A 12286-nucleotide genomic window follows, 5' to 3' on the forward strand; every position below is an offset into this window, starting at 1 on the left:
GACTTTTAAAGCCCCCACCATATTGCTCTTAGCAATTGGTGGTGGGTAGTTTACGGATTTATTAATATGTTACTTAAATCACTTCCTTATTATACCTCACCGTAGCAACTTGAAGGTTAAGGCAAGGTTATTAGTATAGTAATTGATTCACTAATCATAGAAAATAGTCTTCTGATCAGAAGAAACTTAGATATCATCTAAGTGGAATTGCTGAATAAAGTTAATATCTGAATGCTTAAAATATGTTTGTACTTAAAATTGCCATAGTTATTTAACTATACAAAATGATCTGAAAATCAGGATTTTTTATCAATATATTGGCAGCTAGATTCAAAATTATCAGGACTATAGTTTTAATAGTTGGGATATTAATCTACAAGCTAGATTCACCCAATTAGATGAAGAAATCTCTTCTTGTAAAAATAGCCACAATAGTTTTATTCTCTTTTGGTAGTGTGAGTGTAATTGCTGGCAGTTTTCTCCTCACTAAAGCTGCTAACAAGACTGGAACAGCACAGATAATTACTGATGCATCACGCTATCATGAAATTCGCAATCAAAACTGGTCAGATATTGAGTCAATAAAACACTTTCCCCTAAAAATACCAGCTGATGCTAAAGCTGTGCAAATGGCATACTCTCCAGGTTTGATGCAAGGAAGTAGTTTTTTACAAATTCGTTTTCAACAGCCTCATGAGCAAATTCAAAAATTACTTTCTAAATACAGTAAAATTGCGTTACATCAATATCGAGGCGGTGATACAAACAACCATAGCGGGCAACCAAATGGTGTACCTACAACCTTTTTTTATACTGGTAAATCTGGGACTGAAGCCTTTCCTAATACTTATGAAATATTAGTATTAAAGGCACAAGCTCAAGGACAACCTGGCTTCAAATGGAATCATGGTAATAGTTATGGAGTAGCTATTGATAGTTCAGCTTCAGAAATTGTCTATTGGGTAGAAAAGTGGTAATTTACAGCAGAATTTGGGAGTCAGGAGTAGAAATTTTCAGGCAATCCTCAATTTGAAGAAATTTCTGGTAAGTTGAAGCGTCGTCTAATCTCATTAATCGGTTCTTGCCAATATTCTTCCCAGCGATAGCCCAGCAGGAAATCGGCTTGATTTGCTATTTCCTCACCTTTTTGAATATTGGCAAACATTGCTTTAATTTGTTGAGGCGCAAGGATAGGATATAAAAATCTAGCTAACCATAAGCTGATTTTGAGTGATTTGCTATAGTTTTGCTGGGCAGCAAAGGCAAGAACACCAATTTCTCCTGCATAACTAGTGTCAAAGCCAAGCAACACATGAAAAATATCATGGGTAACAACATAACGCAGACTAAACACATTGCGTCTAGCTACGTCATCTAACTCAGAACTAATATTTAGCGGCTTCAGGGAGTTTGCCTTCATGTGATCAGCATATTCTCTGCCCAAAGTCCCACGAGAATATTGACTTAATAACTCTAGGTCAATTTTGGGATAATATCCTACCACCTGTTCTAGTTTAGACGCTACTACTGGCTCGACTTCTGCACCTAACACCTCGGCTTTGAGAATAGCAAAATCTCCCAGTTTTTCTGAATTGTTAGCAGATTGAATTGCCTTATAGAGCGTTTTAATTTTTAACCACATAATTAAGTATTTAGCAACAAGGAATAAGATTTTTCAACACCCTAAATGGTAGACGACTGTAAACAACCATTACACTTCATTGCAAATTAACAAGCTAGACGCAACAACATGATAAATTTTGGTCATGTTATAAATTTGTACAAAATTTATCAAGGGGAAAAAAGTGGCAATGGAATCCAACTTATTAACGGGCGCAGTTGTAGAAAACCAAGATATCAGCGAATACGTAGCTCATCTACAGCTGCACATGACGCTTCAAGCTCGCAACCTGGTTCCAACCCTCAAACAAACAATAGAAGATAGTCGCCAACAACTACTCCATCAAACCCAAGCTAACTTTGAAAAGCTAGTTTCTCGGCAAGGTTTATAGAAGCAGTAGCCATTACACAGAATTTCAACCGGAATTCCCATAAAATAGAAGCAGATATTGTTGTCTCTACACCAATGGTGTACTCACAATCTCTGCTTTTTATGCTTTTTTTGGTATTAAGTTACAAAAATCACTCTTTTGGAGCAATGGCTAGGAGCATAAAGCCGTTAAGATGATTGCAGCAGTACCTCACCAATCGCAATTAGTAAAGGCTAAATGGCGGCTTGAATCAAAATGAATTCACTACTTCCTCGAAACCTCAGCGTTATAATTCGACCAGTTCAATACCGAGATCTGGATGGTATTGAACGACTAACTCAAGATTCATTCGCAGCCCTCTCTCCTAAGAGAGCTTCTTGCACGATGGAATGGCTGCGCCATTGGTTTGGGTTACTCAAGTTTTTGAGTTGGTTCCCTAATCCATTACAATATCGCTTCTGTGGTTACGTAGCAGAGCAAGGGCGAATGCTTTTGGGGATGATTCAAGTGTCACCATTTAACCGCACTCGCAGTACTTGGCGAATTGATAGGGTGATGTTAGACCAGACTGCTGACAAGCAAGGTGTAGGCTCACAACTTCTACGCCATTGCTTTGAATCAATTTTAGAAGCTCGCACCTGGCTATTAGAAGTTAATATTAATGATATTGAAGCATTAGCGCTGTATCGGCAAAATGGATTTCAGCGGTTAGCAGAAATGACATACTGGGAAATTAGCCCAGAATTGTTGGTTGAATTAGCACAAGCAGAACCAGACTTACCCAATCTCTTGCCAGTAAGTAATGCTGATGCTCCATTGCTATATCAATTAGATACAGCATCAATGCCGCCTTTGGTACGTCAGGTGTTTGACCGACACACCCATGACTTTAAAACCAGTTTATTCGGCGTTCTTTCTGATGCTGTCAAACAGTGGATGACTAAAACTGAAGTGGTTAGTGGCTATGTATTTGAACCTCAACGCAAAGCCGCAATTGGTCATTTTCAGGTGCAACTTGACCGTAAGGGCGAAAATCCTCATGTAGCAACTTTGACGGTTCACCCAGCTTATACTTGGTTGTATCCAGAAATGTTGTCTCAACTAGCCCGTATTGCTCAAGATTTTCCCCAACAAGGTTTGCAACTGGCTTCTTCCGATTATCAACCAGAGCGTGAAGAATATTTAGAGAGAATCGGAGCCAAGCGGATAGAACATACCTTGATTATGTCGCGTTCGGTTTGGCATAAAATCCGGGAATCAAAATTGGTATCTTTGGAAGGCATTCAGTGGCCGGAGGTACTTCAAGGTCTGCAACCAGCACGTAAGCCGATACCAGGTGGGATGTCATGGGTTCCTAAACAACAGCAGCCTAAGTCAGATCGACCAGTACCAGTCAAGTCAGAAATTGTTCCTTTTGGCAGCCATAATTTTAATATGGACGCATCTAGCCAATCTGAACAAGTTGACCCAGCACAGGAGAACAATTAGCGTGATACCTCAGCAGCAATCAAAGTCTTTTATATCAGCCTTGGGATTAGATGTCGGTAGCAAACGCATTGGTCTAGCAGGGTGTGATGGTACTGGTTTGATTGCTACAGGTATTATGACGATTGAGCGCAGATCCTTTAAAGAGGATGTTGAGCAAATACAAGAAATAGTTGATGAGCGCCAGGTGCAACTTTTAGTTGTTGGGCTACCATATTCAATGGATGGTTCTTTGGGTTTTCAGGCTCGTCATGTGCAGAAATTTGCTAAAAGACTGGCCGACTCTCTGCAATTGCCTATGGAATATATGGATGAGCGATTAACTTCTTATCAAGCAGAACAACTGATTATTTCTGAAAATCGTTCTCCGTCACGGAATAAGGGACTAATTGATCGCAAGGCTGCTGCTTTGATTTTGCAACAATGGTTAGATGCTAGACGTAGTAAGACTAACAGATCAGTAGCATTTGTTGAGGATTGATACCTTTTAACATGGTATTCTGAAAACTATTACTCAGCTGCATATCCAGATTTTTGGTTGACATTGACTGCTATATCACAGTTCAATAAATGCCATAGTTAAGGATATTGATAAATTTAGATAATGTGACTATGTATTCCTCCGAATTTTCTGAAGAAAATGATCACGCTAATTCTGGTTCTATCACTTTGACAGATGACAAAGAGCGATCGCTCGAATGTTACATTGAGCATTCGCTTTCGGTAGATGAACAAGAATATGTTTTACTTCTGCCAGTAGATTCACCTATCGAAATTTTTGCTTGGCAAGATGAGGGTGAAGAGGAAGAAGCTATTTTGGTGGAAGACGATGCCACAATTGACAAAATTTTTAGCACCGCCCAAGCTGTCCTCTCTGAGCAAAACCTGATCATTAAAAACACCGCCTATGCTTTAACAGTGTCTGGTGAGTTACCTCCGGTAGAAGAATCAGAACTCTTCACTTTAGAAATCGAAGATGATGAAGCCGATTTAGAACCAGAACAACTTCAGTTACTCGCCAGCTTCTATCATGAAGACCAAGAGTATGCGATTTATACTCCTCTTGATCCGCTATTATTTTTTGCCCGGATTACTAATACTGGTAAGCCTGAATTGCTCTCTCCTGAAGAGTTTCGCAAAGTTCAACCGCTGTTAGAAGAACATCTATTTAATGAGGTTGAATAATCAGATTTGAAATTTAAATCCTAAGAATTAAAAAGAGCAATCTTTAATTAAGGAAGTTTCAATTTTTAGTTTTTCCATTGCTAATCTGACTGCTCACGTTATGTGAATTGGCTTGATTAGTAGTGGAATTTTATTCATTAAGATGTCGCAGTTGTTAGAGGGTGTTTGAAAAGTTTTAAGTGGTGATTTTAGAGGGTGTGTGAAAAGTGGTTAGTGATGTATTGAAAACTTTAGATCCTCCTAAATCCTCCTTAGAAAGGAGGACTTTGACTCTAATTCCCCCCTTTTTAAGGGGGGTTAGGGGGGATCATCGAGTGTCTAAAACACCACCTGAAACTTTTCAAATATCCTCTGAGGATAAGTATTTCCAATCCAAAATCCAAAATCTAAAATTATTATGACTTGGAACAATGTCTTGCAGCCTGACTTGATTTTAGAGGGTTCAGTATTGAACTTGACTCCAGATATTATCCAACAATATGGGCTAAAAGGGCTGGTTTTGGATGTGGATGAAACTTTGGTACCAATTACAGTTAGGGACGCTTCCCCAGAACTGCGAGATTGGGTAGAAGAAATTCGCTCTTGTGCTGCACTGTGTTTAGTCAGTAATAACCTGAGCGAATCCCGAATTGGTAGTATTGCCCGTTCCCTTAACTTACCTTATTACTTGGGTGCTGCCAAACCTTCGCGGCGTAAAATTCGGGCTGCGCTTCAAGGAATGAATTTACCTGTAGATCAAGTGGGTATGGTAGGCGATCGCTTATTTACTGATGTGATCGCAGGTAATCGTCTAGGAATGTTTACCATTTTAGTTGAACCAATTGTCCATGCTGATGCTGTGCTTCGTTCTCATCCCATCCGTAACTTTGAAGTCTGGATATCGGAAATCTTAGGCGCATCTATTATTCCCAAACAAGAAAAGGTTCACAAAGATTGACCATGATCAGGAAACTAAATCTAAAGAAATTCTTAAGAAATCTTCAGGTTTCCTGAAAATCAGAGAATATATATGTTGATAATATCAGGGTCAGCTAACAAAGACCCTAGCCGATAACAGATAAATATAAACCCGTACAGCGTCAGCCTTCACTATAGAGGGATTGGCGCTGTACAATTTTTTAGGTATTTACCCAAGTTGCAAGTCATCTAGTTGAGGCTGGTAATGGGTAATGGGTAATGGGTAATTGGTGATTGGTAAGTAACCGACTAGTGTGTTAATTCTGAATCCCTTATCCCATAAGACTTCATGCACAAAATGTGTCGCCCTATTTTTATGAGAAAGTCCCTGAAACAGATGTTTTCGGTATAAACTACGGTAACACCAATAATTTTCTGGACAATCCCTCCAAAAATACACAGAATTAACATACTAGTAACCGACTAATGACCAATGACTAATAACTAATGACTAATAACTAATAACTAATGACTAATAACTAATGACTAAAACAATAGTTGTAAAAATCGGCACTTCCAGCTTAACTCAACCAGAAACAGGACAATTAGCCCTTTCCACCATTGCTACTTTGACGGAAACTCTGTGCTATTTGAGACATCAAGGGCATAATGTGATTTTGGTTTCCTCTGGTGCTGTGGGTGTGGGTTGTGCGCGTTTGGGTTTAACAGAACGTCCGAAAGCGATCGCTCTCAAACAAGCTGTAGCAGCAGTTGGGCAGGGTCGCCTTATGCGTATTTACGATGACTTATTTAGTACGTTGAATCAACCTATAGCTCAAGTATTATTAACTAGAGCAGATTTAGTAAAACGTAGTCGCTATTTGAATGCTTATAATACTTTTCAGGAATTATTAGGACTGGGAGTAATTCCGGTTGTGAATGAAAATGATACTGTAGCTGTAGAGGAACTGAAATTTGGTGATAACGACACCCTTTCTGCTTTAGTTGCTAGTTTAGTCGAAGCAGATTGGTTATTTTTACTAACAGATGTGGATAGATTGTATTCAGCAGATCCTCGAACTATGCCAGATGCCCGTCCTATTTCTTTAATTAGTAATATGAAAGAATTGGCAGAATTACAAATCCAAACAGGTGGACAGGGTTCACAGTGGGGGACTGGGGGGATGGTGACAAAGATTTCGGCTGCTAGAATTGCGATCGCAGCTGGTGTGAGAACTGTCATTACTCAAGGACGTTTTCCCCACAATATTGAAAAAATTATTCAAGGGGAAGCTATAGGTACGCATTTTGAACCCCAACCAGAACCAACTTCAGCGAGGAAACGCTGGATAGCTTATGGATTGGTTCCTAGGGGTAAATTATATTTAGATGATGGGGCGATAAATGCCATTTTGCAAGCGGGAAAATCTTTGTTAGCTGCGGGAATTAAGGCTGTAGAAGGGGAGTTTGGGAATCAGGAAGCAGTGCAGTTGTGCGATCGTCATGGTAACGAAATTGCCAGAGGATTAGTCAACTATAACAGCGAAGATTTACAAAAAATTTGTGGTTGTCATTCACGGGATATTGCCGGAATTTTGGGTTATGCGGGTGCAGAAACTGTGATTCATCGGGATAATTTGGTTTTGATTTAGGCGTGTTTTTAACGCAGAGGTTCGCGGAGGTTAACGCAGAGGTTTGCAGAGTTTTTATGGAGGAGAGGTTATGGTTCAGGCTTTGGAAGGTTCTTTGGGTTTACCGGAGGAGGAACAACGTTTCTACCGTCGTGGGGTTAGTTGGGAAAGATTTCAAGCGATTCAAAAGAGTTTTGAATATCTACCAGGGGTGCGTTTATTTTATTGTGAGGGAGTTTTAGAAATTGTGGGTGTCGGTAAAGCGCATGAGTTAATTAGTGGTTTGATTGCTGGACTGCTAATCATCTACTTTGAAATTAAGGAAATTGAATTTTTCCCCAGTGGTAGTTATTCTCAGATAATTCCTGGTGTAGTTGAGTATCAAGCAGACTTGTCGTATTGTTTGGGAACAGATAAAGATAGACCAGATTTATGTATTGAAGTAGTGATTACTAGCGGTAGTCCCATCAAATTAAAAAAATACAAATTAATGCAAGTTCCCGAAGTTTGGTTTTGGGAAGATGGAACATTTGAAGTTTACTATTTGCGAGAAAAAGAATATGAGAAGGTTGTTAAAAGTGCGTTATTACCAGAATTAGATTTATCTTTATTGAGTCGTTGTCTTTTGTTATCTTCTCCCCTAGAAGCGATTAAGGAATTTCGTCTGGGGATAGTGTAATATGTAGTGTAGCACTACGCATGACATACTCATAAATTAGATGATAAACTGTTATTCTTTACATTTTAAATCTAAACAAAAATGCCATGAATAACTCAGTAAATGAACTTTTACAGCAAGTAGAACGCTTGAAGGAGATTCTCGTATCCCGTGCTACGGGTAATTTTGATGATGGCGACAATGAGGAATATAAAAAATTACGGTTGAACTTGTTGCAAATTCCACGTATTAATAATCAAATGCCTGAATGTGTAAAAAAATGTAGAGATTTAAAAGAGTTTTGGGATTTCGTTGCTTCCCATCTTGGTAAAGGTTATTCAGGAGCTTATCAGGAGCGAAGAATGTATCTTCAAAAAGAATTTAATCCTCTTCTAACCTTACTAGAAACTGAAGTAATTATATCCATAAATAGCGGTATATCAGAAATATTAACGATGGTTGACTCAGAACATATTAAAGAAGCATGGCAGAAAGCGTTAGAACGAAAATCAACAGATATAGATGGTGCGATTACTATAGCAAGAACTTTGCTGGAAACTGTCTGTAAATATATCCTAGATAAAAGTGGAGTAACATACGATCCTGGAGAAGATTTACCGAGTCTCTATCGTAAGACTTCTAAAGAACTTACTCTTGCTCCAAGTCAACATACAGAAGAAACATTAAAGCGAATTTTTGGAGGATGTCAGACAATTGTAGAAGGGTTAGGAACATTGAGAAATAGGTTGAGTGATGCTCACGGTAGGAGTATGAATGATGCTAAACCTGCTCCTCGCCATGCGGAACTAGCTGTTAATATGGCTGGAAGCATGGCTATTTTTCTTATCCAAACATGGGAAGAAAATAAATTCTAGTTAGAAAGTTGTAGGGTGCGTTAGCGACAGCGTAACGCACCATCTTCGTATATAACGGTGCGTTACGGTGTTTCACCTAACACACCCTACATGTTTGTCTTTGTCTTGGAATTACCTAAACTTCTGCCTTTTCCTTACCTACATTTAAAGTCACAACATCTTGCAACCTGGAAATCACAAAAGACTTCTCCAAATAAGACAACAAACCGCCGGCTTTAGGACCACGTTCTTTATTTAAAAACGATAGATACAAAGCCTTAAAAGCGTTCGCTTGTTGAATCTGCAATTCCTTAGTTGTCGAGAAAATCAGAGTTTGCAATTCCTCTGCTTCCCAGTTAGAAATATTTTGCAAATTCTCTATTAATTTTTGCAAATAAGCAACTTGTTCCTCAGTCAAATCATTTGCTTTTTCTGGTACTTGTTCCAAATAGAGAACTAGCTTTTCTTCCTCATCTGCATAGTCTTGTAACCACAATTGTGCAGCAGCAATTCTTTGATTAACAATTTGCTGATCATACTCATTTAAAGGCTTTTGACTACGTTGTTTGACCTCTTCTTGAATATTCAAACGAGGAACTTGCAACAGAGAAATCAGCGTACTAAAATCAAAAGGTTGGAAAGTTTTAACTTCATCACCTAATTGCGCGTAAAATAACGGCATTAATTCCTCAGTTAATTCAGGAGAATTGGGATACTTGTTTATTAAAGTATCGTAGTCTCTGAATAAACGAGTCACAGTTTCATAATTCGGCGCAAAATTGATAACTGACCTAGGCTGAGTTCGCAACATCAAAAAACGCAATAATTCAGGAGGAAGTAAAGCCGCAATTTCCTTTGCACTCGAACCAACTCCTTTAGAAGAACTCATTTTTGTGCCATTCACAAGAATAAATTCATAGGGAGAATGGAAAGGAGGTTGCTTTTGTAAAACCTTGCGAGAAATAGCATTTGCCACATCTCTAGAACCACCTTTTTGAGAGTGGTCTTTACCTGCCATTTCGATAGTTACACCCAAAACATCCCACTTAGCAACCCATTCCACCTTCCAAGGTAATTTACCATTCCCATCAAAAGGAGAAACCCAACCCGAATGACCACAACCTTTGACATAATCGGTTGCATTTGGGTTACAAGTGTAAAAAACTTCTGAACCGTTGTAATCTGTAGTTACAGTTGTGGCAATTTTGCCGCAATTTTCACAAACAACTTGAAAAGGATACCAATTATTGGGACGGTCGGCTTTACTTACCTCTTTATATGCTTCTCTAACGAGGTGAGCATTTTTCAAGAAAGTGTCGATATAGGAATTGAGTTTTCCAGTGCGATATAAATCCCGTAAAAAATAAGTTTCTGGTTTAATTCCTAGATACTCAAAAACTTCAAAAAATTCACCAATGAAATACTTAGCGTAATCACTAGCTGTATCTTCTGGAGATGGGACATTACACAATGGAAACCCAAGATAAGGTGCAAACTTTTCCTGATCTAAATATTTAGGAACAGTATCCAATGCGTCATAGTCATCCACACCATACAAGAATTTCACGGGCTTACCTGCGTGTTTCAAGGCACGGTAAATAACGTCATGGATAACCACACCCCGCAAAGACCCTACGTGTACCCTACCTGAAGGAGTCTTGGAATCATTAACTACCTGGTAGCCTTGTGCATCAGCAGCGATTTTATCAGCCCAAAACATTTGCCATATTTATTTTCACAATCTCTCTATTCTACCTCTATGATTCGTCATCAGTCATGAGCTAGTCAGCTATTGGCTTATAGTTAGCGGTTTAGCGTTAAAATTTCCCATAAAATCAATACACATGTGCATCTGCTGTTGCATAGTCTCAACATCAGTATGAAAGCGTCCTCCGTGACTTGGTAGCACCCACTCAAAGGAGTAATTAGCCAATTTACGCATTGACTGAATTTGTTCTGACCAGGAATACCAGCAGAAATCATGAAAAGCCGCTAACTGTTGCAAGTCTTCTGACCAAGCAAGATGATCACCAGTAAAGAGAAATTTATTTTTGTAGAGTAAAGCCGTATGTCCCTTGGTGTAACCAGAAATAGGGATAATTAACAACCTTGGATTTAATTGAAATGGTTCAGAACCTGGATAGAAAGATCATCATGCTAACAAAGATAATTCAGCTTCAAAACTATTATTAATAATTTAGAAAACTGTATTTTTTGAACATAAAATATGCTCAGAATTTGTCATTCTCAGTAAGTACCAAAGGTGATTTTTATGGTAAGACGAGAATTTGACTATATTAGAGAATGTGGGAAAGTCAATAGTACCTCTGCCAAACCAGTATTTAGCATTCTATTAATTGGTGGAGCAGAAGGGGGAAGATCTGGAGAAGATGCAGCCACTGAATGGTTTCTGAACAAAGCAGATCGAGGTAACTATTTAGTTCTTCGTTCCGGTGGAATTGGCAGACAGGCTGATTGGATTTGTGATCATTATAGAGATTTGATTACTTCATCTGCTGAACTTTCTATTGACAGTCGGGACGCAGCCAATGATCCGAAAGTTATCGAATACATCCGCGAGGCCGACGCTCTATTTATAGCGGGTGGTGATCAGAATGCGTATGAAGATTATTGGGAAGGGACAGCCGTAGAAGATGCAATTAATTTTTTGATCAATGAAAAAAAAGTTCCTGTTGCGGGAACTAGCGCCGGGATGGCGATTTTGGGAGATTATTATTATGCACCTTCTCATCGAGGTGTACAGAGTTCAGAAATTTTAAATGACCCTTTTCACCACAACACAAAGGATATTTATCGCAGTGACTTTATTAAAGTCCCATTTCTCAAAAATGTAATTACTGATACGCATTTAGACCGAATTAATAAAAATCATTCGGAAACAAGATATGGGAGAATTTTTGGATTGCTGGCTAGAGTCGTTCATGATAGCAATCAACTTTCAGTTTGTGCTATTGGTTTAGAAGAAGGTGCATTTGTTGCCATTGATGAAAAAGGAATTGCTAAGGTATTTGGCAATGGTTCAGGTAAAGGAGAAGATGCCTATTTTCTAAAAACTAACGGTATAGCACCAGAACAAATTAAACAAAATTTACCCTTAATTTGGAATAATAACGGAAAAGCTGTTAAAGCTTATAAAATTGCAGGTACACCAGCAGGAAGTGGACAATTTGACCTCAATAATTGGTCAACTGCTTCTGGAGGAACTTGGGAATACTGGTTTACCAACGGCGGAAACTCTGGTTTCAAACGAAACCCAATCAATTAGTCTGAAATATTTAAGCTGAGGGAGTACCAAAAAATAAAGTATCCAATTAATTTTATATCTCGTTCCTAGTCTCTGACTAGGAATGCTATCACAGAAGCTCTGCCTCCATGCTCATTGATAGCCCAGCATGGCCTTATATAGGCAGAGCCTTCTAGAATTCATTCCCCTACTCTGTATGGGAACGAGAAGAATATTTAGGAACATGGATTTATTAACTTACAATTTTTTGTAGGTTGGGTAAAGCGACAGGGGAAACGCATCTAAATTATCTTGACAAAATGTAACTTATATGGATAGAG

The 12286-nt window shown here is 38.7% G+C and carries 12 protein-coding genes and 1 pseudogene; 10 read left to right on the plus strand and 3 right to left on the minus strand.

Annotation, left to right across the window (positions count from 1 at the left end; translation table 11 throughout):
• The first annotated feature begins 398 nt into the window (after positions 1–398).
• Positions 399–977: a hypothetical protein gene (locus VB713_RS13460; RefSeq protein WP_323312030.1), complete on the plus strand. Its 579-nt coding sequence runs from the start codon at positions 399–401 to the stop codon at positions 975–977.
• A 47-nt stretch (positions 978–1024) separates the two neighbouring features.
• Here VB713_RS13460 and VB713_RS13465 read toward each other — a convergent pair whose 3' ends face one another.
• A complete protein-coding gene (locus tag VB713_RS13465; RefSeq protein ID WP_323312031.1) occupies positions 1025–1642 on the minus strand; it encodes a Coq4 family protein in 618 nt (205 codons plus the stop codon).
• A 169-nt stretch (positions 1643–1811) separates the two neighbouring features.
• On the opposite strand from VB713_RS13465, the gene VB713_RS13470 reads away from it, so the two are divergent.
• The 8 genes from VB713_RS13470 (at position 1812) to VB713_RS13505 (ending at position 8722) form a co-directional block, all read left to right on the plus strand.
• Positions 1812–2012 carry a hypothetical protein gene (locus VB713_RS13470; protein ID WP_015215709.1) on the plus strand — a complete coding sequence of 67 codons (201 nt, stop codon included), beginning with the start codon at positions 1812–1814 and terminating at the stop codon, positions 2010–2012.
• Between the two features lie 234 nt (positions 2013–2246).
• On the plus strand, positions 2247–3479 hold the full coding sequence (locus VB713_RS13475) for a GNAT family N-acetyltransferase (protein ID WP_323312032.1): 1233 nt from the start codon (positions 2247–2249) through the stop codon (positions 3477–3479).
• A gap of 1 nt (position 3480) precedes the next feature.
• Complete coding sequence (gene ruvX / locus VB713_RS13480; RefSeq protein ID WP_323312033.1) at positions 3481–3957, plus strand: Holliday junction resolvase RuvX; 477 nt, start codon at positions 3481–3483, stop codon at positions 3955–3957.
• Between the two features lie 131 nt (positions 3958–4088).
• Positions 4089–4661, plus strand: coding sequence for a DUF3727 domain-containing protein (locus VB713_RS13485; RefSeq protein WP_323312034.1), 573 nt, complete (start codon positions 4089–4091; stop codon positions 4659–4661).
• Between the two features lie 397 nt (positions 4662–5058).
• Positions 5059–5598, plus strand: a complete 540-nt coding sequence (locus VB713_RS13490) for a YqeG family HAD IIIA-type phosphatase (RefSeq protein ID WP_323312035.1) — start codon at positions 5059–5061, stop codon at positions 5596–5598.
• 502 nt (positions 5599–6100) lie between these two features.
• Positions 6101–7210 carry a glutamate 5-kinase gene (gene proB / locus VB713_RS13495; protein ID WP_323312036.1) on the plus strand — a complete coding sequence of 370 codons (1110 nt, stop codon included), beginning with the start codon at positions 6101–6103 and terminating at the stop codon, positions 7208–7210.
• A 70-nt stretch (positions 7211–7280) separates the two neighbouring features.
• On the plus strand, positions 7281–7868 hold the full coding sequence (locus VB713_RS13500) for a Uma2 family endonuclease (protein WP_323312037.1): 588 nt from the start codon (positions 7281–7283) through the stop codon (positions 7866–7868).
• Between the two features lie 86 nt (positions 7869–7954).
• Positions 7955–8722, plus strand: a complete 768-nt coding sequence (locus VB713_RS13505) for an abortive infection family protein (RefSeq protein WP_323312038.1) — start codon at positions 7955–7957, stop codon at positions 8720–8722.
• Between the two features lie 115 nt (positions 8723–8837).
• Here the strand turns inward: VB713_RS13505 and lysS are convergent, their stop codons facing one another.
• Together lysS and VB713_RS13515 are read right to left on the minus strand one after the other, a co-directional pair.
• Entirely contained in the window at positions 8838–10421 is a 1584-nt protein-coding gene (gene lysS, locus VB713_RS13510) for a lysine--tRNA ligase (protein WP_323312039.1), read from the minus strand.
• A 69-nt stretch (positions 10422–10490) separates the two neighbouring features.
• Positions 10491–10838, minus strand: a pseudogene (locus VB713_RS13515) (MBL fold metallo-hydrolase); the annotation flags it as partial.
• A 135-nt stretch (positions 10839–10973) separates the two neighbouring features.
• On the opposite strand from VB713_RS13515, the gene VB713_RS13520 reads away from it, so the two are divergent.
• Positions 10974–11987 carry a cyanophycinase gene (locus VB713_RS13520; protein WP_323312040.1) on the plus strand — a complete coding sequence of 338 codons (1014 nt, stop codon included), beginning with the start codon at positions 10974–10976 and terminating at the stop codon, positions 11985–11987.
• Positions 11988–12286 lie beyond the last annotated feature (299 nt).

The sequence above is a fragment of the Anabaena cylindrica UHCC 0172 genome (genome assembly GCF_034931625.1).
In the GTDB taxonomy this organism is placed as follows: Bacteria; Cyanobacteriota; Cyanobacteriia; order Cyanobacteriales; family Nostocaceae; genus Anabaena; species Anabaena cylindrica_A.

Bases quoted from the DNA above. Each gene is read 5' to 3' on its own strand.
- VB713_RS13460 (WP_323312030.1), top strand. From the start codon at position 399: ATGAAGAAATCTCTTCTTGTAAAAATAGCCACAATAGTTTTATTCTCT.
- VB713_RS13465 (WP_323312031.1), bottom strand. From the start codon at position 1,642: ATGTGGTTAAAAATTAAAACGCTCTATAAGGCAATTCAATCTGCTAAC.
- VB713_RS13490 (WP_323312035.1), top strand. From the start codon at position 5,059: ATGACTTGGAACAATGTCTTGCAGCCTGACTTGATTTTAGAGGGTTCA.
- VB713_RS13470 (WP_015215709.1), top strand. From the start codon at position 1,812: ATGGAATCCAACTTATTAACGGGCGCAGTTGTAGAAAACCAAGATATC.
- lysS (WP_323312039.1), bottom strand. From the start codon at position 10,421: ATGTTTTGGGCTGATAAAATCGCTGCTGATGCACAAGGCTACCAGGTA.
- VB713_RS13520 (WP_323312040.1), top strand. From the start codon at position 10,974: ATGGTAAGACGAGAATTTGACTATATTAGAGAATGTGGGAAAGTCAAT.
- VB713_RS13505 (WP_323312038.1), top strand. From the start codon at position 7,955: ATGAATAACTCAGTAAATGAACTTTTACAGCAAGTAGAACGCTTGAAG.
- VB713_RS13475 (WP_323312032.1), top strand. From the start codon at position 2,247: ATGAATTCACTACTTCCTCGAAACCTCAGCGTTATAATTCGACCAGTT.
- VB713_RS13500 (WP_323312037.1), top strand. From the start codon at position 7,281: ATGGTTCAGGCTTTGGAAGGTTCTTTGGGTTTACCGGAGGAGGAACAA.
- VB713_RS13485 (WP_323312034.1), top strand. From the start codon at position 4,089: ATGTATTCCTCCGAATTTTCTGAAGAAAATGATCACGCTAATTCTGGT.
- proB (WP_323312036.1), top strand. From the start codon at position 6,101: ATGACTAAAACAATAGTTGTAAAAATCGGCACTTCCAGCTTAACTCAA.